General features: G+C 37.8%; 22 protein-coding genes and 1 pseudogene. 16 read left to right on the top strand and 7 right to left on the bottom strand.

What is annotated here, in order from left to right; translation table 11 throughout:
- Positions 1–448: 448 nt before the first annotated feature.
- Complete coding sequence (locus BV906_RS02895; RefSeq protein WP_087971961.1) at positions 449–940, top strand: spore coat protein; 492 nt, start codon at positions 449–451, stop codon at positions 938–940.
- Between the two features lie 144 nt (positions 941–1,084).
- On the opposite strand, the gene BV906_RS02890 is transcribed toward BV906_RS02895, so the two are convergent.
- The 5 genes from BV906_RS02890 to BV906_RS02870 form a co-directional block, all read right to left on the bottom strand.
- The gene (locus BV906_RS02890; RefSeq protein WP_087971960.1) at positions 1,085–2,218 is read right to left on the bottom strand and encodes a zinc-dependent alcohol dehydrogenase; all 1,134 of its coding nucleotides are present in this window, start codon (positions 2,216–2,218) and stop codon (positions 1,085–1,087) included.
- A gap of 112 nt (positions 2,219–2,330) precedes the next feature.
- Positions 2,331–2,546, bottom strand: coding sequence for a hypothetical protein (locus BV906_RS02885; RefSeq protein ID WP_087971959.1), 216 nt, complete (start codon positions 2,544–2,546; stop codon positions 2,331–2,333).
- Between the two features lie 128 nt (positions 2,547–2,674).
- Positions 2,675–3,118, bottom strand: a complete 444-nt coding sequence (locus BV906_RS02880; RefSeq protein WP_087971958.1) for a YndM family protein — start codon at positions 3,116–3,118, stop codon at positions 2,675–2,677.
- A 123-nt stretch (positions 3,119–3,241) separates the two neighbouring features.
- Entirely contained in the window at positions 3,242–4,711 is a 1,470-nt protein-coding gene (locus tag BV906_RS02875; protein ID WP_087971957.1) for a sodium:solute symporter family protein, read from the bottom strand.
- A gap of 1 nt (position 4,712) precedes the next feature.
- Positions 4,713–4,895 carry a hypothetical protein gene (locus tag BV906_RS02870; RefSeq protein WP_087971956.1) on the bottom strand — a complete coding sequence of 61 codons (183 nt, stop codon included), beginning with the start codon at positions 4,893–4,895 and terminating at the stop codon, positions 4,713–4,715.
- A 246-nt stretch (positions 4,896–5,141) separates the two neighbouring features.
- On the opposite strand from BV906_RS02870, the pseudogene BV906_RS02865 reads away from it, so the two are divergent.
- A pseudogene (locus BV906_RS02865) lies at positions 5,142–5,998 on the top strand (MBL fold metallo-hydrolase).
- 70 nt (positions 5,999–6,068) lie between these two features.
- On the opposite strand, the gene BV906_RS02860 reads toward BV906_RS02865, so the two are convergent.
- Complete coding sequence (locus BV906_RS02860) at positions 6,069–6,386, bottom strand: PepSY domain-containing protein (RefSeq protein WP_087971955.1); 318 nt, start codon at positions 6,384–6,386, stop codon at positions 6,069–6,071.
- 215 nt (positions 6,387–6,601) lie between these two features.
- Between BV906_RS02860 and BV906_RS02855 the strand changes: the two genes are divergently transcribed.
- Together BV906_RS02855 and BV906_RS02850 are read left to right on the top strand one after the other, a co-directional pair.
- Entirely contained in the window at positions 6,602–7,666 is a 1,065-nt protein-coding gene (locus BV906_RS02855) for a M42 family metallopeptidase (protein WP_087971954.1), read from the top strand.
- A 52-nt stretch (positions 7,667–7,718) separates the two neighbouring features.
- On the top strand, positions 7,719–8,228 hold the full coding sequence (locus BV906_RS02850; RefSeq protein ID WP_087971953.1) for a DUF84 family protein: 510 nt from the start codon (positions 7,719–7,721) through the stop codon (positions 8,226–8,228).
- A gap of 111 nt (positions 8,229–8,339) precedes the next feature.
- On the opposite strand, the gene BV906_RS02845 is transcribed toward BV906_RS02850, so the two are convergent.
- On the bottom strand, positions 8,340–8,780 hold the full coding sequence (locus BV906_RS02845; protein WP_087971952.1) for a YtoQ family protein: 441 nt from the start codon (positions 8,778–8,780) through the stop codon (positions 8,340–8,342).
- Between the two features lie 196 nt (positions 8,781–8,976).
- On the opposite strand from BV906_RS02845, the gene BV906_RS02840 reads away from it, so the two are divergent.
- From BV906_RS02840 to motS, 12 genes are all read left to right on the top strand, one after another.
- Positions 8,977–9,366, top strand: a complete 390-nt coding sequence (locus tag BV906_RS02840) for a thioredoxin family protein (RefSeq protein ID WP_087971951.1) — start codon at positions 8,977–8,979, stop codon at positions 9,364–9,366.
- A 27-nt stretch (positions 9,367–9,393) separates the two neighbouring features.
- Entirely contained in the window at positions 9,394–10,203 is an 810-nt protein-coding gene (locus tag BV906_RS02835) for a DUF1444 domain-containing protein (protein ID WP_087971950.1), read from the top strand.
- 14 nt (positions 10,204–10,217) lie between these two features.
- On the top strand, positions 10,218–10,820 hold the full coding sequence (gene ytpR, locus BV906_RS02830; RefSeq protein ID WP_087971949.1) for a YtpR family tRNA-binding protein: 603 nt from the start codon (positions 10,218–10,220) through the stop codon (positions 10,818–10,820).
- Positions 10,821–11,347: 527 nt separating this feature from the next.
- Complete coding sequence (locus BV906_RS02825; protein ID WP_087971948.1) at positions 11,348–13,825, top strand: DNA translocase FtsK; 2,478 nt, start codon at positions 11,348–11,350, stop codon at positions 13,823–13,825.
- Between the two features lie 68 nt (positions 13,826–13,893).
- Entirely contained in the window at positions 13,894–15,009 is a 1,116-nt protein-coding gene (locus BV906_RS02820; RefSeq protein ID WP_087971947.1) for a nicotinate phosphoribosyltransferase, read from the top strand.
- 145 nt (positions 15,010–15,154) lie between these two features.
- Positions 15,155–16,462, top strand: a complete 1,308-nt coding sequence (gene murC, locus BV906_RS02815; protein ID WP_087971946.1) for a UDP-N-acetylmuramate--L-alanine ligase — start codon at positions 15,155–15,157, stop codon at positions 16,460–16,462.
- A gap of 284 nt (positions 16,463–16,746) precedes the next feature.
- Positions 16,747–17,154 (top strand): DUF948 domain-containing protein, encoded by a 408-nt coding sequence (locus BV906_RS02810; protein WP_087971945.1) that lies wholly within the window; start codon positions 16,747–16,749, stop codon positions 17,152–17,154.
- 20 nt (positions 17,155–17,174) lie between these two features.
- The gene (locus BV906_RS02805; RefSeq protein ID WP_087971944.1) at positions 17,175–17,774 is read left to right on the top strand and encodes a YtxH domain-containing protein; all 600 of its coding nucleotides are present in this window, start codon (positions 17,175–17,177) and stop codon (positions 17,772–17,774) included.
- Positions 17,775–17,921: 147 nt separating this feature from the next.
- Positions 17,922–18,995 carry a bifunctional 3-deoxy-7-phosphoheptulonate synthase/chorismate mutase gene (locus tag BV906_RS02800; RefSeq protein ID WP_087971943.1) on the top strand — a complete coding sequence of 358 codons (1,074 nt, stop codon included), beginning with the start codon at positions 17,922–17,924 and terminating at the stop codon, positions 18,993–18,995.
- A 471-nt stretch (positions 18,996–19,466) separates the two neighbouring features.
- On the top strand, positions 19,467–20,468 hold the full coding sequence (gene ccpA, locus BV906_RS02795) for a catabolite control protein A (RefSeq protein WP_087971942.1): 1,002 nt from the start codon (positions 19,467–19,469) through the stop codon (positions 20,466–20,468).
- A gap of 105 nt (positions 20,469–20,573) precedes the next feature.
- Entirely contained in the window at positions 20,574–21,392 is an 819-nt protein-coding gene (gene motP / locus BV906_RS02790) for a flagellar motor protein MotP (RefSeq protein ID WP_087971941.1), read from the top strand.
- Entirely contained in the window at positions 21,382–22,170 is a 789-nt protein-coding gene (gene motS / locus BV906_RS02785; protein ID WP_087971940.1) for a flagellar motor protein MotS, read from the top strand. The genes motP and motS overlap by 11 nt, the downstream gene beginning before the upstream one ends.
- The last annotated feature ends 325 nt before the right edge of the window (positions 22,171–22,495 follow it).

Here is a 22,495-nt window from a genome sequence, read left to right as displayed (position 1 = left end):
CTTTACGGAGAAAATTAAAAAGAAAGATTAACTAGGAAAGGAACATCGACCTTGAATTATTTCTTATCACATACAGAAATGGCTAATTTACGGTATATAATTGAAGAAAATGACCGAATCTTAATGCGGTTAGAAACGCTTGCGCAAACTACTGACAACATAGAAATCCGCAATAAGCTTCATACAGATGCGGATTCTGCAAAATTGGCTCAAAGTTATTTGTTATCTTCATTAAAATAAGTATAAATAGTTTCCAACCAGTGTAAGATCTGTTGGAAATTTTTATTTTTTAAAAGTGAATGATAACGTATTTCAATATCCAAAAATGTATGCCAATATAGGTGATTTAAGTATTTCTAAAGTGCCCAATTCATATGTATTCTGTACCCATTGATTAGTTCGTTGAATATAGTGAAATTGTCTAGTTTAAAAGGAGGCAACATACACAATGAAACATAATCAACCGAACCATTTAGCATGGCATGAGACACTGGAAGTACATGAGCTTGTTGTATTTCAATCTGTCGGATTAATGAAATTAAAAAAGTTTATTGGTGAGGTAAAGGACGCTGAATTACGTGCTCTTTATGAACATACGATAAAAGGTTTGGAAGGTAACTTAAATGAACTTCTTCGCTTTTACTCGTTAGCCCCCCGCGAAGGAGAAGAAGATGAAAGAAACACGGATACAGGTTTTTTCTCGGGGGATTTATTGGCTTTTTCGAAAACAGCAGTACGAAATTATGCAATCGCAATTACGGAAACGGCCACACCTGCACTAAGGCAAACATTAAACAAGCAAATGCAGAATGCTATTAACACCCATGAAATGGTTTTTACTTACATGTATAAAAAAGGTCTTTATCCAGCCTATGATTTGAAAAAACTACTTCAAAATGATATGAAAATCGCAAATAACGCTTTAAAGATGCGATACTGATTATTTGAAGTATATATTAAAAAAGGTTGTCCCAATTCAAGAATCGGGCAACCTTATTTATATGCAGTAAAGCACCAGGATTTCCAAATGAAAATTAAGTGTTATTCGTTTTACCAGTAAGTAACTACGCTTTAAACCCGCTCACTATGGCTTTAAGATTACTTTCACACAATCATCTTTACGACTGTTAAAAATATCATATCCGTGTTCCGCTTGATCTAATGAAAGTGTATGTGTGATAATGTCGGTTGGGTCAATTTTACCGTCTTTAATTTGCTCATAAATTTCCTTCATATAACTTCGTGCTGGTGCCTGTCCGGTTTTCAATGTAATATTCCGCATGAAAAATGGGCCTAACGGAAACATATTATACAATCCTCCATATACACCTGTTAGCTGCACGACTCCACCTTTTTTAACTGCCTTGGTAGCAATTTGTATCGGTCCGAGTGTTCCACCTTGAAGCTTTAATTTCTGTTCGACAAATTCAAGTGGGGACTTTTTCCCATCCATTCCAACACAGTCAATAACAACATGTGCTCCGCCTTTTGTTAGTTCTTTTAAAGTTTCACCCATATCATCGTATTTGGTAAAGTCAAATACTTCTGTTCGGTTAATATTACTGGCATGATTTAGGCGGTAGTCGAAATAGTCAACCGCAATAACCCGTTCTGCACCTTTTTGCCAGGCGAATTTTTGCGTCATCAAGCCAATTGGTCCACAACCAAGAACAATAACTGTATCGCCTTCTTTAACTCCTGCATTTACCACACTCCAGTATGCAGTAGGTAGCACATCAGAGAGAAAGAGTAATTTTTCATCTTCCAATTCGCAATCTTCAGGAATCAGAAATGGAGTATAATTGCCAAATGGTACACGAAGATATTCAGCTTGGCCACCGGGGTAGTCACCGAACTTCTCCGAATATCCAAAATAACCACCAGAGTCATAATGAGGATTGGAGTTATCACACTGGCTCTCGAGGTGATTGGTACAATAAGGACAAGTTCCACAAGCAACCGTGAAAGGGATAACGACTCGGTCTCCTTTCTTCACTTTCGTTACTTCGGGGCCAACTTCTTCAACGATACCCATCGGTTCATGTCCGATTACGTAATCTATTGGCAGAGGTATATTGCCTTGGTATAAATGAAGGTCAGATCCACAGATAGCTGTTGAAGTGACCTTAATAATTACATCTTGTGCATCCTGTATTCGTGGTGCTTCTATATTTTTTACTTCCATTTTATATTTCCCTTGATAGGTTACAGCCCTCAATTTGATTCCTCCAGATAGTTAAGATTAATATTAGAATTCTCTAGGAAAGAAAACTTATACAAAATTAAAAGCCTGAGTCATGAAAATTCCATGCTCAGGCTCTCTCAAATAATTAACGGTTGTTGTTATTATTATTGTTGTTGTTGTTGTTGTTGCGATTACGATCTTTGTTATTACGTTGGTTGTTGTTGTTGTTGTTGTCATTGTTGTTGTCTAGAAATTCATTCGCAAATTCAACATTGTCAACATTGTTGTTTTGGTTGTTGTTGTTGTTGTTTCTGTCATTACGATTTCTGTTGTTGTTGCGTTGGTTGTTATTGTTTTCCATGATATTACCTCCAGGTAGTTGTGTTTTGCAAAAACATTTCCTCAAGTGTAGGAGTGGCTTTTACACAACCTATTATTTGCCGAATTTTGAAAAATACTCATAAAAGTTCACTTTTCTTCAAATATGTTTTATTTCTCATCTTTTGGTTGAACATCATCATTATCTGAACTGAACTCTGTTTGATAATTGTTAGGAAAATAGGCAACCTTGCTTTCTCTATACTTTTCATCTTTAAAAACTGAATTTTTTAAGTATCGATGGAGGAAAACTTCGCCAACAGTAATCGCAATCGCTGACACAAATGCAGCTGTCCCAATTGCAATTCCTTCTCCATACATATTGATTCCTGCCAGCCAGACAACGACCCAGGCAAGGGCAAAATCAGCAATCGAAGCTGCAGTATTGCCAATTCGCGGTAGAATGAATAGATCCCCAAGCGAAGCAACAACTGTAAGAATAATACTTGTCATTATTATATCTCCAAATGTAACACCGAAAAATAACCCCAGTACAATCCATAAAACTGCAGTAGTCATAAGAAATTTAATAATTAAAGGCCCCAAATACTTCATATATTCACTTCCTTTCCAGTTTAGTGATTTGATGTTAATAGGTTATCCAAATTATTAGTAACCATTCACGAAATGGAAAGAAATTTTAGGCTAAAAAGGATATTAGAACAATAGTTTATTATGTTACTTGGCCTTTTTTAATGCTTCACTAATATAAGATAAAAATTCATTTGCCTTTGCCTCAGGAGCACGTGTTACAAGACTCACTCCGATAAAAAGCAAGGTTGAAATGGAAATTCCCCACAGTCCGGAAGCAAGTCCTAATGGTTTTAATTGGAACAACTCTAATAAAATAACGATAAGTCCAGCAATCGTGACACTGGATAGCACGCCAGCAGCTGTTCCTCTCTTCCAGAAAAAAGTACCCACTATTGCAGGAACGACGACAATCAAACCCGCAGAGGAAGCAACGGAGAGCACGGCAATTAAACTCAATTCCATTTCAGCAAAGAGATATGCCAAAATAGCTATAATTGGAATGACAATCTTTCCGATACGTAATTGCATTTGATCTGTAGTATTTTTCTTTAAATTTCCATAGACATCCTTGGCAAAAAGGGATGATAAAGTTAACAGAATGGAATCGATGGTTGATACTGCAGCCGCCATAATTCCAACCATGACAATCACACCAAGTATTGGCGGTACGAGTTCCGACGACAGTACTAATGGTGTTGCGAGGTCCGGGTTTTCCAGTCCAGGGAACAGAAGGGTGGCCGAGAATCCCCATACGACCGCGACAATTGTATAAATAAAACCAAACACAAGAAAGCCCATTAACATCGTTTTTAGACTTTTCAATGATGCCGGCATGTATAAACGTTGACTGACCTGTGGATTGGAGATGCTGAAAAAGAACCACGGAATGGTAAGTCCTAGAAAAGTAAGAAAGCTGAAATATCCATTACCAGGCACTGTCATCAATTCCGGTTGGCTTGTCTCTATCTTTTCAAAAAATCCACTTAGTCCTCCAAAACCATTAATTAGAACAATCACAATGAGGGTGGAGCCGATAATCATAAATAAAGACTGCAAAGAATCTGTCCATGCAACCGAACGGATTCCTGCAATATAGGAAAATATAAGGGCGAGGACAGTTGCAATAATTACACCTGTCGAATAAGGGATTGCATTGTTTGTAACACCCTGGAGCAAATAACCAACACCTGAAAGCTGAACAGCGCTATAAGGGATTAGAAATAGACAGTTCGATATTGCTACAATGATTGCTACATGTTTATTATTGTAACGGTCACCGAGCATTTCAGATGGTGTTACATAGCCATATTTCTTTCCAACAACCCAAAATCGTGGTCCAAAAAAGGCAACTAAGGAAACACCCATCAAGTAAATCAGTTCAAACCCGAGTGCGCCGACACCACCGTTATATGTTAATCCGGCAAGTCCGACGAGCATAAATGCGCTATATGTAGTGGCACTGTAACTTAGTGCGGATACAAATCCTCCAAGTTTTCTGTCTCCAAGAAAATAGCTTTCCATATTATCCTGTTTGCCCTTTCTGGACAAATAAGCAACAAACAAGGCAATAGCTATATAAGCAGCTATTGCACTCCAAACTAATGTAGTGGTCATTTTATTTACCCCAATCTTTCGTTAAAAAGTAATTGATAATAATCGTAATCAGTGCGAGAACAATCCATACTAAAAAGCTTCCATACCATTTCATTATATCTGTGAGCAAGGTATAGGGAAGAACGTAAGCCAGCAGAACAATCACAAGTATGGATAATGCCCATTTTAATTCATTGCTTTTCATAAATAACACCCCTAAAAAGTTTATATGTAGAAATTTTCTAGTGAAATAATTCACAAGTTGAAATAAAATAGTTAATTTTTATCATAGCAAAAAGATGATATATTTTCCATTTATTTATATTGAAAATTTATAATAATACAATCTCATACATTTTAATTAATGAAACGTAACAACAATATTTTATTTGAGTTTGCAGAATGTTCTGTGTTCCGCTAAAATTGTAATATAAAGAAGGGGGATGGTTCTATGGAAACACTTGAGGTAGGAAGGGCAATCCTAACGTGGTTAAATGGAGGGGTAACACATTTGGATGGTGGTGCCATGTTTGGTGTGGTTCCTAAAGCATTATGGTAGAAAAAATATCCGCATAATGACAAAAATCAGATCGAACTACGCACAGATCCTATATTACTGCAAATCGATGGAAAAAATTTGCTGATTGATTCGGGGATTGGTAATGGAAAATTAACGGATAAACAATTGCTGAATTTCGTTGTTCCTGAACAATCGAAATTGAAAGACTTATTGGAGAAGCGTGGATTAACTGTCAATGATATAGATGCCGTTCTTATGACCAATTTGCATTATGACAATGCTTGTGGATTAACAAAGAAGATTAAAGAGGATACATATGAGACCGTGTTTAAAAATGCAATTATCTATACATCGGAAGTTGAATGGCATGAGATGAGGAAGCCCAATATTCGTTCTGTGAATTCGTATTGGGAAATGAACTGGAAACCTATCGTTGATCAGGTGGAAACATTTAAAAGGAAATTGAAATTGTAAAAGGATTAAAAATGATCTACCCGAGTGGGCATAGTGATGGACATTCCATCATTGTATTTGAAGATGGGGAAGAAGTATTTATTCATATGGCGGGTATTATGCCAACACATGCACATCAAAATAAATTATGGGTACTTGCTTATAATGATTATCCGATCCGTTCCGTCCATGTTAAGGAAAAGTGGATGGATTTCGGTTATAGCAAAAAAGCGTGGTATACCTTTTATCATGATGCATATCTTCGGGCAATTAAATTTTATGAATCCGGTGTGAAGACAAATGAAGTCAAAAGAGAAAGATACGACTATAACTAAATAATAGAGACTGGCCTAATGGTCAGTCTCCTACAAAAGAATTCCTCGTTTTCATAAGTTGCAAGCAAGGTTAGGCAATTGTTTCTATTGTATCAACGATTCCACCTGTCTCCACATCGACATAGAATTCATATTGCTTATTTTCACCATCAATATTTCGTGTGATACCTCCACGATATGCACGGTAAAGAAGACCGTTTTTTTCGATTTCCTCTGGTTTCATATAGATCCAGGAACCACTAATTGGCCCTTTACGTTTAAACATTTCTTTAGCATTATTCAATGCTCTTTCAGGTGTAATTTTTTGATAGTTACTGATTTGCTCTCTTGCCAAATATCCGATAGCAACCCCAACAGCAGCGGCAAGGAGTACATTTCTTTTACTCATCTGTTCACCCCTTGAAAAAGATTAATGTTATATATATTAGTTGTAAGTATACAGGATTAAAATCAAAATTGAAAATTAAACATATATGATTAGTGGAAAGTTTTGGATTTTTTCAGTTATACTGAAGGAAGTAAAATTTAAAATGTGTCTGGTAAATTCTTTGAACACTGATTGAAGCTACTTAATTTACATAAACATAAATCGGAGGGATTAGTATGAATCAAGAAACACTTGATCTTTTTAAAAATCTAACAGAACTTCAAGGTGCACCAGGAAATGAACATCTTGTGCGTTCTTTTATGAAAAGCGAATTGGAGAAATATTCCGATGAAATTATCCAGGATAATCTGGGTAGTGTATTTGGAGTTAAGCATGGTAAGGGTCCACGTGTCATGGTCGCGGGACATATGGATGAAGTTGGGTTTATGGTGACACAAATTACCGATAATGGAATGATCCGCTTCCAAACACTTGGTGGCTGGTGGAACCAAGTAATGCTCGCGCAGCGTGTTCAAGTCATGACATCGAATGGACCTGTCATTGGTGTCATCGGTTCCATTCCACCACATCTTTTAACAGATGCACAGCGGAGCAAGCCAATAGAAATCAAAAATATGCTGATTGATATTGGTGCGGATGACAGGGCAGATGTTGAAAAAATTGGTGTGAAACCAGGTGACAGCATTGTTCCTGTTACGCCTTTTGAACCAATGGCAAACAACAAGAAAATTCTCGCAAAAGCATGGGATAACCGTTATGGCTGTGGTCTTTCAGTTGAATTGTTGAAAGAATTGCAAAATGAAACACTTCCAAATCAATTATATTCTGGTGCGACGGTCCAGGAAGAAGTTGGGTTACGTGGTTCCAAAGTTTCTGCTAATATGATTCAACCAGATATTTTCTATGCACTGGATGCATCACCGGCAAACGATGCTTCAGGTGATAAAAAGGCATTTGGACAATTGGGAAAAGGTGCGTTGCTTCGTATTTTTGACCGTACAATGATAACGCATCGAGGAATTCGTGAATTTGTTCTTGATACAGCAGAGTCAAATGATATTCCATATCAGTATTTTGTCTCTCAAGGTGGAACAGATGCTGGTAGTGTTCATCTTTCGGGCAATGGTGTACCATCAGCAGTTATTGGAATTTGCTCTAGGTATATTCATACATCTGCATCAATTATTCATGTCGATGACTATGCAGCAGCAAAAGAATTACTCGTAAAACTTGTTAAATCAACGGATCAAAACATGGTAGATCAAATAAAAACATATTAAGTGATGAACAGCTGCTGCTAAGATTGGCAGCTGTTTTACTGAGGTGATGAAGTTGAACATTGCAATCGGATCAAAAAATCCTACCAAAATTTTGGCAGTTACAGAAGTTTTCCCGAATGCTTATATTACGTCATTCGATGTCCATTCCGGTGTCGCAGCACAACCCTTTTCAGATATGGAGACTAAACAGGGTGCAATTAATAGAGCAAAACGATGTGCAGAATTGAAACCTGACACTTTCGGAATTGGTTTGGAAGGCGGGGTCATGTATGTTGATAACCAATTGTATTTATGTAATTGGGGTGCATTAGTAACTCCGGATGGACGCATTTTCACAGGGAGTGGGGCAAGGGTTGTTTTGCCTAAAGAAATCGAAGCAGGTCTGAAAGAGGGAAAGGAACTCGGTGACTTGATGGATGGTTATGCAAGGAAGCAAGAGGTTCGTAAAAAAGAAGGTGCCATAGGAATTTTTACGAATGATCTTGTGTCGCGTAAGGAGATGTTCTCCCATGTTGTTAAACTATTGCGCGGTCAGTGGGAATATTGGAAGTTGCTTTCTTAAAGATTGGGACTGCGGTTTGATGGTTGCTTTTTATAATTTCGAAGTTACTGCTGGTTGATTACTATAAGATAGAAGGCTTGAGAGAAACTACTCTCAAGCCTTCTATCTTACTTATTCAAAAATATAAGCCAAAGCATCAAGAGCCTGGTCGACTGTTTCAACCGTTACATTTGCTTTATTTGATAATTCTTTTAATGGATGGATAAGTGATTCAGGTCTCACAATAATTGTTGGTTTGTTCATTGTAATAGCTGCACTGGCATCCATAGCCGTGTTCCATTGCTTATATTTTTCACCGAATAAGGCGATGACTATGTCTGACTTTTGCATTAAGACTTGTGTGCGCAAGTTATTGATACTTGATGCTGCATCATCTTTATATACATCCCTAGGTTGCTTACCTAAAATAACTTCCCCAACTTGATCGGAACGGTCATGGTTTGTCTGTGGTGCGACAAATGTTAGAGGAATTTTTTTTTCCTCCGCCTTTTTCTGCACTTCTCCACGCCAAACATTATGAATCTGTCCCGCAAGATAAACAGTTAATTCCATCGATATCCCTCCAAAAATAATAGATTCTATATATATAGTAAACAATTATTGAAGTATTGCAAATAAATGAGTTTATAGTAAAATAATGTAAATTAGCGGATAAAATCATAAATCCGCGGAATAAATGAGTTATTCGCGGATAAATTCTGCCTAATCGCGGAATTCCGCATCATACACTCTAGCATAAGATCAGATTATGCAATCCAAGATAATTGAATCGATATCCAAACAAAGATATGATAGGGTAAGAAAGGAAGTTGATCCTATTATGAAACAACTAGAAACGGTTGAACAATTTAATAAATTGAAAAACAATGAACAAGTTATATTTATCTTTTCTGCAGGCTGGTGCCCGGATTGCCGTGTGATTGAACCTATTTTGCCCGAAATTATTGAAGGACACCCAGAGTATCAATTTATCGAAGTGAATCGCGATGAATTTATTGAAATTTGCCAGGAACACGATATATTCGGTATTCCGAGCTTCTTGGCATATGCAGATGGAAAAGAAGTAGGACGTTTTGTCAGTAAAGATCGTAAAACAAAAGAGGAAATTGAACAGTTTATAGGCGGTTTGTCTGCTTGATTTCGAATGGTTCCAGGAGGTAGCAGGATGTCTAAAATGACAAGTTTTAAATTGAGAAAAATATTGGAAGAACGACTTGCAAATGAAAACTTAAACACTTCATTTAATCGTGATAACGATACTTTCCGAGTTGAATGGAAGAATTCAAAGCAAGGGATTAACATTACATTGCCAAATATGGTAGTGAAATATAACCAGCGTGGTGAAGTGGCAATTGATGAGCTTGAGGAGCACGTGAAAGAAGCATTACGAATCATGAATGAAGAGCAGCAGCTGACCGGTATGGAAAAAAGCATTTTCCCGGTTATGCGTTCCCCCTCATTCCCGACAGAAACAAAAGCCGGTGCTAAATTGGTTTATAAAGATCATACAGCGGAAACACGTATTTTTTATGCGCTTGATTTAGGAAAGTCCTATCGCCTCATTGATGAGAAACTTCTTGAACGGGAAGGTTGGACAAAAGAGCGATTGGATGAGATAGCTGCATTTAACGTTCGCTCATTATCTCATGATTATAAACATGACCGAGTGGCAGATAATGATTTTTATTTTGTGGCAACACAGGATGGTTACGATGCTAGCAGAATTTTAAATGATGCTTTTTTGGAAGAAATGAAGGCAAATGCCAAAGGCGACCTGACTGTTGCAGTACCACACCAGGATGTGCTGATTTTTGCTGACATTCAGAATAAAATGGGTTATGATATTTTAGCACAGATGACGATGAAGTTTTTTGCTGAAGGTCGCATTCCAATCACATCTCTTCCATTTATTTACGAAGATAAAAAGTTGGAACCTATATTTATTCTTGCAAAAAATAAACCTGAAAACAGCTAGGGAGGAATAGAGGAATGGATGTTTTTTATAATCCGGATGGTATTGGTGATGTTCTGCTAATTCCAATTAATGATGGAGATCGTTATGAGCTCACACATGAAAAATTTGGCGATATTACAAAAATAGTTTCTACAGATGGCAAGCTGCTAGGATATAACATTTTCCAGGCTTCCAAGCATTTTGATCTTAAGGAAAAAGGTAAAATAAAATTAACGCAAGGTTTTTTAGATGAAATTAAACAGATTTTTGAATCCAATAATTTGAACGACCCCCTTGATTTTGATTTGAGTGCGAAATTTGTAGTGGGGTATGTTAAACGTAAAGATCCACATGAAAATGCAGATAAGTTAAGTGTTTGTACAGTGGATGTCGGTAGTGAAACATTGCAAATCGTTTGTGGTGCACCGAATATCGATGCAGAGCAAAAGGTAGTTGTAGCCAAAGTTGGAGCAACCATGCCAAGTGGAATGAAAATCAAACCATCGGAACTGAGAGGCGTTCCATCCAATGGTATGATTTGTTCGCAAAAGGAACTTGGACTGCCTAATGCACCACAAGAAAAAGGTATCTATGTACTTGATGATTCCTATACGGTAGGCGAAGAATTTGTATTTTAATACTTTAAAACAACCCCTTTATTCGATAAATCGATTCAGGGGTTGTTTTTTTAACTTCCTGATTAATTGGGGAATGCGGTTACCCATTTCACCGAAATGAATTGTTGCTTTCTAAATATCAAAGTTGAGATAAATTGCGAAGTAACTGCTGGCTGTTATCCAAAGACATGCGCTTTTGCCGCCGGCCGTGATCGCTCCGGGCGGATGCGGACCTTGGGGCACGGCACAAAGCCATGTCCGAGAAAACCACACTTCTGGTCTTCGGACAATTGCTTTTCCCGCAGGAGTCATCGCCCAGAGCGGTCGCCGAAGTTCCTTATCTTATGTAGCAGTTTATATATTTCGGGGAAAAACAATTTTTTTGGTTGGGACGAGTAATCGCCATCCCAAACTTCTAGAAAGCAGTCTATTTTATGTAAGATAAGTAACTTTCTAATAAGGTCTTTCCAAATATTTCCCAAATTTAATTAAAACCTGCTAAAATAGATAACAAGTGATTTTTAGGATATAGAAATGAGTGAATGAAAATGTGGAATGAATGGAAGAAAAAAATAAAAAATATATTTACTGAAGAGGTAGAAATAGAAGTAGAGGAAGTTGTTGAGGTTAAATCAAAGGACAACCATAATAGTGGAACCCAACAATTAAAAGCTAAAATGATGTACCAATATCCGGAACGTAATTCATTTCGTTTTCCAGTAATTCCGGACGCACCGAAAAGAAAGAAAACAAAAGAAAATCCACAATCAAAAGTAATAGAAGATTTTCCACCATATCAGAAAATGCAAAACAAGCGTACAGAGAGAAAGCCGCGGGAAGCAAGAAAAGATACAGAAAAACGTACAAATAATGAACCGATGGCAGGGGAGGGGAGGAAGGTATACAAAAAAGATCCGAATGTACCTTTTCAACTATCAGAAGTGCCTTCACCGATTTATGGCTTTCAAAATAAAAAACCGAAACAGGAAATTGAGGATGTTCCTGCCTATCAACGCAAAGACTCAGAACAAGAGATGGAGTTTGCAACGAAGGATTTAACAATAACAGATAGTCCAGATGACACGTTTCATCCATTGGAAACGGAACAACATGCACAGCCACAAGAAACACCGGAGGAAAGTATTACCGACGAGGACGAAGAGGTCGAAAAAGATGAACCAAATAATTTTTCCGAATTGCCGCAAAAAGAAGCAGCAGCAACAGTTGAACCAGTTGAACCAGTTGAACCAGTTGAAAAAGAATTAAAGGAACCAGTAACGGATATCTCTACCGATCGAGATGTCGATGCTAAAAGGAAGATTAATCCAATCAGCTCAAAAGAAACCAGAAATGCTTATGAAAAAGCTTCAAGTGATTCGAAGCCAGAACCATTTAACGTAATTATGACACCACGGGATAAGAAAAATCTCTTTGACAGACAGAAAAAGCAATCTATGCATGAACAGCAACAAAGAGATAGAAAAGAAGAACAGCAAAGAATAGAACAAGCTGAAAAGCTAAAACTAGAGAAAAAACGACGTGCGCAACGGGAAAAGTTAAGACAAGAACAACTATCGGCACAGGTGGAAAATAATCAGGATGATGAACAACCAGCACAGAAACAAAGTTACTTACCATATCATCTGTTAAATGATCCAATTGAAAAAAGTAATGATGACCAAATATGGGTTAATCAGCAACAGGAACTCCTAGCTCGTACATTAAAGTACTTTAATGTACGAGCCAAAGTAGTACGAGCAACTCAAGGTCCATCTGTTACAAGATTTGAAGTGCATCCGGAAATGGGTGTGAAGGTAAGTAAAATAAAAAATCTATCCGATGACCTGAAGTTGAACATGGCTGCAAGGGATATCCGAATTGAAGCACCGATTCCAGGTAAAAATACAGTTGGGATTGAAATTCCAAATAGGAAATCTGAAATGGTTGGCTTGCAGGGGATTTTTGAAACGGATGATTTTAAAGAAAGTAAATCACCATTAAGTATCGCGCTAGGGTTGACAATCGAAGGATATCCTAAAATAACCAACATACAGAAAATGCCGCATGGTCTGATAGCAGGGGCAACAGGCTCAGGCAAGAGTGTTTGTATCAATACGATTCTAATCAGCCTAATTTATAAGGCGAGTCATGAGGATGTTAAATTTTTGCTTATTGATCCGAAAATGGTTGAGCTCGCTCCATATAATGGTATTCCACATTTGGTGGCACCAGTGATTACCGATGTGAAAGCTGCAACACAGAGCTTGAAATGGGCTGTCAATGAAATGGAAGAACGGTATGAGAAGTTTGTTCAGGAAAGTGTTCGTGACATCGAGCGTTATAATCAAAAAGTTATCAAACAGGGCAGAGGAAATGAAAAAATGCCATTTATTGTTATTGTCATTGATGAGCTTGCAGATTTAATGATGATGTCACCACAAGATGTCGAGAATTCCATCAGCCGAATCGCTCAGAAAGCACGGGCGTGTGGGATTCACTTGTTGTTGGCAACACAGCGGCCGTCCGTTGATGTTATCACAGGCTTGATAAAAGCAAATATACCGACAAGAATTGCATTCAGTGTATCTTCCCAAATCGACTCACGTACAATTATCGATTCCAGTGGTGCAGAAAAACTTCTTGGAAAAGGGGATATGCTATTCGTAGAAAATGGAACCGGACAAAGTGTTCGCTTGCAGGGACCATTTGTATCCGATGAAGAAATCGAAAGGGTCACGAGCTATGCTAGAACCATTGCTGAACCAAACTATCTATTTGAACAAGAACAGCTGTTGGAACAAATGAATGTCGAGGAGGATGAGGACGAATTAATGGACGATGCAATTGAATTCGTGCTTAGCCATAATAGTGCAAGTACCTCCTTAATGCAACGTCATTTCAAAATCGGGTATAATAGAGCTGCACGTCTGATTGATTCATTGGAGGCAAAAGGAATCATTTCCGGCCAAAATGGGAGCAAGCCAAGAGAAGTTCTAATAACTCAATCACAGCTTGATGAGTTATAATTATTTGTTTGGATATGAAAAATTCTATATGATAAAAAGATCATGAATCCATTAAGGAGAAAAAAGTTATGAAAGAAATCGAACAGAAACTAAATGGGGATATACAACGTCTTACGAACAAAACATTTAAATTTGATGAGCGTATTAAAGAGGGCTGGTTTTCAGCTGTATATTTTTTAAAGACAAAAGAAATTGCTGAAAAAAAATTATCGAATAATTATGTGACCATGCAGTTTTTTCAAAAAGAGAATGCGGTTTTATGTGGTGCAGATGAAGCAGTTGCACTACTACATACATTTGCAGATAATCCAGAAACACTGGAAATTAACTCGTTAAAAGATGGCGATAAAATTACTCCATATGAAACAGTACTTACGATTTCAGGAGCATATCAGCAGTTCGGATATTTAGAAGGTCTTATTGATGGAATTCTTGCAAGAAGAACATCTGTGGCAACAAATGTATACAATGTGGTAAAAGCTGCACGGACCTCTGGGAAGCAGAAGCCAGTTATATTTATGGGTGATCGTGATGATCATTATACAACCCAAGCTGGCGACGGTTATGCTGCGTTTATCGGTGGTTCTACTGCCCAGGCTACCCATGCCATGAATGAATGGTGGGGGAAAGAAGGTATGGGGACGATGCCACATGCATTAATTCAAATGTTTCGTGGAGATACGGTAGCAGCAGCTAAAGCCTATCATGAACTATACCCAGAAGATGAATTAGCAGCATTGGTTGATTATAATAATGATGTCATTACAGATTCACTGAAAGTTGCAAGAGAATTTGGTGATAAACTGACATCTGTCCGTCTTGATACTTCGCGTACACTTGTGGATAAATATTTCCTAAGAAACCACCATTTATTAGGGACATTCGACCCGCGTGGCGTAAATCCTGAATTATTGTTTGCATTAAGAAAAGCGCTAGATGAAGATGGTTTCCCGCAGGTCAAAATTATGGTGTCCGGTGGTTTTACCGAGGACCGAATTACTGATTTTGAAAAAGCAGATGTACCGGTGGACATGTATGGAGTAGGAAGCAGTTTACTAAGACTAAATATCGGATTTACTGGGGATCTTGTTCTGCTCAATGGTAGTCCAGAAGCAAAAGAGGGTCGTCGTTACAGACCAAATCCGCGGCTGGAAAAGGTTGACTATCATAAACCTAATGAATAAGTCCTATTTTTACTGCTAATTCTTCATATGGAATACATTAGTGTTTGAAACCGAGTCAATCTTTGCTATAATAAATCGGTGTGAAAATCCTTTCATACAATTTTTTTAGAAAAACATTTGTATGGACAATGTTGGAGGTTCGTTTATGACAACTTACCATTTTATTGGTATTAAAGGGACAGGGATGAGTGCACTGGCACAAATTCTTCACGATTCAGGTGAAACCGTACAAGGGTCTGATGTAGAAAAGAAATTTTTTACACAGGAAGTACTGGAAGAGAAGAATATCCCGATATTACCTTTTGCAAAGAGTAATATTAAACAAGAATATACCGTTATTGCAGGTAATGCTTTTTCAGATGACCATATAGAAATTCAAGAAGCTAAAAAACTAGGCTGTAGATTTTATAGATATCATGAATTCCTTGGTGAATGGTTAAAACAATTCACAAGTATTGCTGTGACAGGTGCACATGGAAAGACATCAACGACCGGGCTGCTCGCCCATGTACTGGATGAATCGTTCCCAATTTCTTATCTGATCGGTGACGGCACAGGAAACGGCCATGCTGACAGTAAGTATTTCGTATTTGAAGCATGTGAATATCGCCGGCATTTTTTGAGCTACGAGCCGGATTATGCAATTATCACAAATATTGATTTTGACCACCCTGATTATTTTACGAGTCTTGATGATGTAGTTGATGCATTTCAATCAATGGCAGACTTGGTAAAAAAATGCATTGTCGCTTGTGGTGATGATGAGGAACTTCAAAAGATCCATACGAAGGTGCCGGTCATTTATTATGGTTTTTCCGATACGAATGATTTCCAGGCGCAGAACGTTGAGGAAACACCATCAGGTACCAAATTTGATGTGTTTGTGAGAAATACGTATTATGACACATTCTCCATACCGATGTATGGAAACCACAATGTTTTGAATGCATTAGCAGTCATCGCGATTTGCCATTATGAAGGTATCGGAGCAGAGGAAATTAAGAAGCTTTATTCATTTAAAGGGGTGAAGCGCCGCTTTACTGAAAAAAACTTAGGGGATCAGGTAATTATTGATGACTATGCCCATCATCCGAAAGAGATTACCGCTACAATTGAATCTGCAAGAAAAAAATATCCTAACAAACAAATTGTCGCTATTTTTCAGCCACATACATTCACAAGAACAAAAACATTTCTACAGGAGTTTGCAGACAGTCTGAGTGAAGCAGATGTCACTTATTTATGTGATATATTTGGCTCGGCAAGAGAAGAGCAAGGCCAATTAACAATTAATGAGTTACAAGAACTCATTACAGACTGTTCTATACTTGAATTGAATCATGCAGAAGTATTGCAGCAATATAAGGAGAGTGTCTTGATTTTCATGGGGGCTGGAGATATCCAGAAATTCCAGAAAGCCTATGAAGACACCTTGAATAGCTCGGTAAAGTAACTTGTAAAAGAACCATCCTAATGTAAGGATGGTTCTTTTGTCTTCTTGTAAGGAAGTTTTTTTGAAAGCTAGGGAGGACTTCCATCATATTTGTCGAAATTGTTAATGGAAAGCGATATACTATAAATAGTGTTTACAGGTAATGAACTTTCATCTTACATATGTTTAACTCGTTATTTTTAGGGTAATATTTAAGAAGGATAGGCTTCATTTGGACTGGAAGGTACTTATCTGTATAAACTTTAAGATTACACAACTATAGACAAAAGGAGCTGAAACAGGAAATGGAAATTATGTTGTATATTGCTGCAATCATAGCCGCTATCGCTTTCGTTGTGTTAGTCGTATATGCCATCATCACCCTTAAAGCAACAAAACAAACATTAAACGACGTATCTGGTACGCTACAAGGTCTGGAAAAGCAAATGCAGGGGGTAACGACAGAAACAACACAACTGCTTAATAAAACAAATCGATTAGCAGATGATATTAATCATAAATCCACTAAGTTGGATGGACTCTTTGAAGGTGCCAAAGGTGTTGGTGATACTGTTAATGACTTTAATCAGACGCTTAGACAGCTTTCAAGTATTATCTCCCGTAATTCCAAAGAAGATCAGGAAAAGGCTGCACAGGCCGTTAAATGGGGAGCATCCATTTTTGAATACTGGAATAAGAGAAAAAGTAAATAATACCAATAGGAGGGAATTATATGTCAGAGAATAACAATAACATTAATACAAAAGACTTTATTATCGGTACACTAGTTGGAACAATGGTAGGTGTTTCTGCTGCTTTATTATTCGCGCCAAAATCAGGCAGAGAGCTAAGAGGCAATATTAACCAGGGAGCAAGTCAAATGAAATACCGTGCTGGAGAATGGAAAGATATTGCACAGGAAAAAAGTACCAACTGGAAAGATAAAGCATATACAACTGGATCGGAACTAAGACAAAAAGCTATGGACACAACTTCACAGCTCTCTAAAACAGTTACAAAACAGTCACAGGATTTGAAAGATAATGTAGTGCAAAAAGCAGGAGAATTTACAACTAATGCTACAGAGAAGGCAAAAGAATTAAAAGATGATGCTGTTCAAAAATCTCAAGAAGTAAAACAAGACGCTGAGCAAAAGTCACAAGAAGTAAAGAAAGATACGGCAAAACAAACACAGGAAATGAAAAAAACAGTTGATAATCAAACTAAAGTAACCAACAATGAAGACTTAAAGGCAAAAGAAAAGGTATCACAACAAACTGCTAAGGCACCAGTAAAAAGTAAACCAACGAATGTAAGAAATACGAATAAATAATCGAAAAAAAGGGACCGCTCGCATTACGTGTGACGGTCTTTTTTTACTTTATTATAAACTTAATGGTGACAAATGAGAGAAACTTAGCTATAATTGTCACTAATTATTAAAAATAGTTAAAATTTGTAACAGGGGGCGCATAGAAAAATGAGTAATGAAATGGAACAGCTAAGAACACAATTGGATGAAGTTAATTTAGACATACTGGGACTAATTAATCGTCGAGCAGAGATAGTACAGCAAATCGGGCAATTGAAAACAAAACAGAGCATCAAAAGGTTCGATCCGGTACGTGAAAGAGAAATGCTGGATAAGATTAAGAATAATAATAACGGACCATTCCAAACGGCAACACTTGAACATATATTCAAGGAAATCTTTAAAGCTAGTCTTGAATTACAGGAAGATGATAACAGTAAAGCATTACTCGTTTCCCGTAAAAAGAAACCTGAGAACACAGTAATTGATATTAAAGGTAAAAAAATAGGTAACGGTGAAACAAGTTATGTATTTGGACCATGTGCTGTGGAAAGCTATGAACAAGTTGCTGCAGTGGCAGAGTCTGTAAAAAGCAAAGGATTAAAACTGCTCCGTGGTGGCGCGTTCAAACCAAGAACATCTCCATATGACTTCCAAGGACTTGGTGTAGAAGGTCTCCAAATTTTAAAACGTGTTGCAGATGAATATGATTTGGCTGTCATAAGTGAAATCGTTAACCCAGCCCATATCGAAGAAGCTGTCGATTATATTGACGTCATCCAAATTGGCGCAAGAAACATGCAAAACTTTGAATTATTGAAAGCTGCAGGGGATACAAATAAACCAGTTTTACTAAAACGTGGTTTATCAGCTACAATCGCTGAATTCATAAATGCTGCAGAATACATTATGTCACGTGGGAACTCGAATATTATTTTGTGTGAACGTGGTATCCGAACATATGAAAAGGCAACCCGTAACACGCTTGATATTTCTGCAGTACCTATTTTAAAACAAGAAACACATCTTCCAGTAATGGTTGATGTCACACATTCAACTGGAAGACGTGATTTGCTTCTTCCGACAGCAAAAGCTGCAATCGCAATCGGTGCAGATGGAGTGATGGCAGAGGTTCATCCAGATCCAGCAGTTGCATTATCTGATGCAGCCCAGCAAATGGATATTCCTACTTTTGATGAATTTTTCAGAGAGATTAAAGATATCGAAAATCGCTTGAAATAAATAATAATGGGGGACTGATCATAAACGATCAGTCCTTTTTAATTAAGGTTCTTTGATTAATGTTTGTTAATATAATCGTATTTGATATAAATTACCAAGAAACTTTAGGTTTCATTACATAATGCTGCCGTCCGGAAACACTCTGGGCGGATGCGCACCTTAGGGCACGGCCTCAAGCCTCCGAAGAGAAAACCACTCTGTGGGGTCTTCGGACACGTGCTGTTCCCGCAGGACAAGGAAGGCTTCGACAGCTTTTGCATCTTCGTAAGAAAATTGGTTTTTATTTTAAGGAGTCACCGCCCAGAGCGGTCGCAGAAGTTTATCTTACGTCGTATAGATTGTGACAATAATGCTCCTGCTTTAATGGTAAAATAAAAATTTGTAGTGAAAAATTTTGTAATTTTTTTCATGGTAGAGTATCATTAGGAGAAGATGTGGCGATTTGTAATTTTTTTAGGAGGTAGACTTTAGATGAACATAACGATTTATGATGTGGCAAGAGAGGCAAATGTCTCCATGGCTACTGTTTCCCGTGTTGTTAATGGAAACCCGAACGTAAAACCAACGACACGCAAAAAAGTTTTAGCAACAATTGAACGATTAGGTTACCGACCAAACGCGGTGGCTAGAGGATTGGCAAGTAAGAAAACGACTACTGTTGGTGCAATCATCCCTGATATTTCCAATATCTTTTTCTCTGAACTTGCAAGGGGAATAGAGGATATTGCAACCATGTATAAATACAATATCATTTTAAGCAGTTCCGATCAGAATAAAGATAAGGAACTTCAATTAATTAACACAATGTATGAAAAACAAGTGGATGGGATTTTATTCATGGGCGGTAATCTTACAGAAGACCATATCGATCAATTTAAGACTTCTTCGGTACCGGTTGTACTTGCTTCTGCATATGATCCAACTGATACTATTCCAACCGTTAATATTGACTATGAGCTTGCAGCATATGAAGCAACTATGTCTTTGATTGAAAAGGGACATAAAAAGCCTGCATTGGTAGCAAGCAAAACGAAATCGAGTGTAAATGCATTGAAATACAATGGCTATATTCGTGCATTGAAGGAGTCCAATATCGAAGTGGATGAAAATTATATTGTCGAGGGCGAATATGGTTATCAAACTGGAATTAATGGTGTGGGGAAATTACTCGAATTGGACGAGAAGCCATCAGCTATATTTGTTACCTATGATGAGCTTGCTTTAGGAGTTATCCATGGTGCACAAGACCGTGGTTTAAATGTACCCGATGATCTTGAAGTATTCGGCTTTGATAATACCAGATTAGCAACGATGGTAAGGCCAACACTTACAACAATTGTACAGCCAACATATGATATTGGTGCAGTTGCCATGCGTCTTCTGACCAAATATATGAATAAAGAAGAAATTGAAGATAAGAATGTTGTTTTACCACATCGAATTGAATATAGAAACTCAACAATTCAAAAGTAATGCCGATATAAATAGTAAAGCAAATAGTGTTCAAAACGTTAACTTCTTTGTAAGTAACATTTTGAACCCTTCTTGTTTAGTGAAGCTTATGGGGAGATAAAGAATATGAGAAAACGTGATATATTAACTCCAATCGGCATTACCTTGGGTTTTATTATGATTATGACGGCTATTATGACAAATAGTGGGACGGATGGTATCGCATCTTTTGCAGATATCCCATCTATTTTTATTGTCATCGGAGGCTTAATTGCTTCCATGTTAATCACTTTTAAAATGGAACAGTTAAAATTAACTGGTAGCATATTGAAAGAAACATTCCATAAGAATGATATGCAACTACCAGAGTTGATTCAGCTTTTTATCCGCTTGTCTGAGCGTGCCAGAAGAGAGGGTCTCCTTGCTCTGGAAAGTGAAGTGGAAGATATGGAGGATCCATTCATTAAAAAAGGAGTTCTGCTTGCAGTTGACGGTATCGAACCAGAAGTTATCTCAGATATCATGAATGCTGAAATTACAGCATTGGAAGATAGGCATTATAAAGGAAGAATGTTAATCGAAAAGGCTGCCGAATATGCACCTGCCTGGGGAATGATTGGGACATTAGTCGGTCTAGTGCTCATGTTGAATACACTTTCAGATCCTGGTACACTTGGTCCAAGTATGGCTGTTGCCCTTCTTACAACACTTTATGGTACTGTACTTGCGAATTTAGTATTTACTCCAATGGCAGGTAAATTGGAAGCTAAAACAGAAGAGGAAGTCTTTACAAAGCAAATCATCATTGAAGGAATCATCGGTGTTCAATCAGGACAAAATCCACGTGTTTTGGAAGAGAAACTTAGTGCATTCCTTCCAAAGGGTTCCAAACGAAAAGAGCTGAAGGGTTCCGATTACGTGGGGGAGAGCGTAAATGAAGCGTAGAGAGATAAGGCGAAACAAAAGCGGTGGAGCACCAAAGTGGATGGTTACCTATTCTGACATGATTACACTTATATTGGTTTTTTTCATATTGCTTTTCTCTATGTCACAAATTGATCACGCTAAGTTTGATGCCATTTCTGAATCATTTCAAAATCGGATGATATTTGACTTTTATCCTTCACCGGTTCCAATAGAAAATCCGACAGAAAGCACAGACCATATGGAAAGTGGGGAAATGACTAATGAATTTGATACCCCAACCCAAATGGACGATATTACGGATAACGATAATCCGGAAGAAGAGGAAGATTCTCTAACAGATTTAGTACATAACGTAGAAAATTATTTGGATGAATATGAACTGAATAATGTAATTTCTGCAAGCCGAACAGAGCGTGGTGTTGTCCTCGTACTTCAGGAAAGTATTCTATTTGACTCAGGTGAAGCTGAGATTCTGGATGAAGGGAAGCCTTTTCTTGACCGAATTGGAATATTGTTCCAAGATATTCCGAATAATGTTAAAGTAGAAGGACATACAGACGCAAGACCTATTTCTAATTTTCGCTATCCTTCCAACTGGGAATTGTCTGGAGCAAGGGCAAGTAGTGTTGTCCGTTACTTAATCAATGAGAATGAATTAGATATTGCTCGCTTTTCAACCGTGGGTTATGCTGACACAAGACCAGTTGTACCCAATTCGCCTGAAAGCTGGAGTCAGAATCGACGTGTTGAAATTGTAATCTTGGAAACTGCTATTGAAAAAGGAGCTGAAAACTAATCAGCTCCTTTTTAATGCCTTCTAACATAGCGTGTTCAAAAAGGAGGATAAAAAGGACCAAGGTCGGCTAAGTTCTCAGGCGTCCTGGGACTGCGGTTACTCGTCCCACCGAAAACATTTGGGACTGCGGATGCTCGCTCCACCGAAAAGCTTTGGAGCAACGCCGATACTAGCACGTCCTTTGCGTCGAAGTTCGAGGCGGCGAGCCTACTTCAGTGAATTTGCTTCAACGCTTTCTTGCACCGAGGAATCTTCTTCCCCGAATACGCTTGTAGACGGAGGTGCAGAATTCTATTCGGGCGTATGCAAATAATACATGAGTAAC

Origin of the sequence: Oceanobacillus rekensis, assembly GCF_002153375.1 — a bacterium.
GTDB classification, from domain to species: Bacteria; Bacillota; Bacilli; order Bacillales; family Amphibacillaceae; genus Oceanobacillus; species Oceanobacillus rekensis.
Note: the sequence above shows the minus strand (reverse complement) of the source record. Positions and strands in the feature narration are given on the sequence as shown.

Bases quoted from the DNA above. Each gene is read 5' to 3' on its own strand.
- BV906_RS02895 (WP_087971961.1), top strand. From the start codon at position 449: ATGAAACATAATCAACCGAACCATTTAGCATGGCATGAGACACTGGAA.
- BV906_RS02885 (WP_087971959.1), bottom strand. From the start codon at position 2,546: ATGGAAAACAATAACAACCAACGCAACAACAACAGAAATCGTAATGAC.
- BV906_RS02880 (WP_087971958.1), bottom strand. From the start codon at position 3,118: ATGAAGTATTTGGGGCCTTTAATTATTAAATTTCTTATGACTACTGCA.
- BV906_RS02875 (WP_087971957.1), bottom strand. From the start codon at position 4,711: ATGACCACTACATTAGTTTGGAGTGCAATAGCTGCTTATATAGCTATT.
- BV906_RS02870 (WP_087971956.1), bottom strand. From the start codon at position 4,895: ATGAAAAGCAATGAATTAAAATGGGCATTATCCATACTTGTGATTGTT.
- BV906_RS02860 (WP_087971955.1), bottom strand. From the start codon at position 6,386: ATGAGTAAAAGAAATGTACTCCTTGCCGCTGCTGTTGGGGTTGCTATC.
- BV906_RS02855 (WP_087971954.1), top strand. From the start codon at position 6,602: ATGAATCAAGAAACACTTGATCTTTTTAAAAATCTAACAGAACTTCAA.
- BV906_RS02845 (WP_087971952.1), bottom strand. From the start codon at position 8,780: ATGGAATTAACTGTTTATCTTGCGGGACAGATTCATAATGTTTGGCGT.
- BV906_RS02840 (WP_087971951.1), top strand. From the start codon at position 8,977: ATGCAATCCAAGATAATTGAATCGATATCCAAACAAAGATATGATAGG.
- BV906_RS02835 (WP_087971950.1), top strand. From the start codon at position 9,394: ATGTCTAAAATGACAAGTTTTAAATTGAGAAAAATATTGGAAGAACGA.
- ytpR (WP_087971949.1), top strand. From the start codon at position 10,218: ATGGATGTTTTTTATAATCCGGATGGTATTGGTGATGTTCTGCTAATT.
- BV906_RS02825 (WP_087971948.1), top strand. From the start codon at position 11,348: ATGTGGAATGAATGGAAGAAAAAAATAAAAAATATATTTACTGAAGAG.
- BV906_RS02820 (WP_087971947.1), top strand. From the start codon at position 13,894: ATGAAAGAAATCGAACAGAAACTAAATGGGGATATACAACGTCTTACG.
- murC (WP_087971946.1), top strand. From the start codon at position 15,155: ATGACAACTTACCATTTTATTGGTATTAAAGGGACAGGGATGAGTGCA.
- BV906_RS02810 (WP_087971945.1), top strand. From the start codon at position 16,747: ATGGAAATTATGTTGTATATTGCTGCAATCATAGCCGCTATCGCTTTC.
- BV906_RS02805 (WP_087971944.1), top strand. From the start codon at position 17,175: ATGTCAGAGAATAACAATAACATTAATACAAAAGACTTTATTATCGGT.
- BV906_RS02800 (WP_087971943.1), top strand. From the start codon at position 17,922: ATGAGTAATGAAATGGAACAGCTAAGAACACAATTGGATGAAGTTAAT.
- ccpA (WP_087971942.1), top strand. From the start codon at position 19,467: ATGAACATAACGATTTATGATGTGGCAAGAGAGGCAAATGTCTCCATG.
- motP (WP_087971941.1), top strand. From the start codon at position 20,574: ATGAGAAAACGTGATATATTAACTCCAATCGGCATTACCTTGGGTTTT.
- motS (WP_087971940.1), top strand. From the start codon at position 21,382: ATGAAGCGTAGAGAGATAAGGCGAAACAAAAGCGGTGGAGCACCAAAG.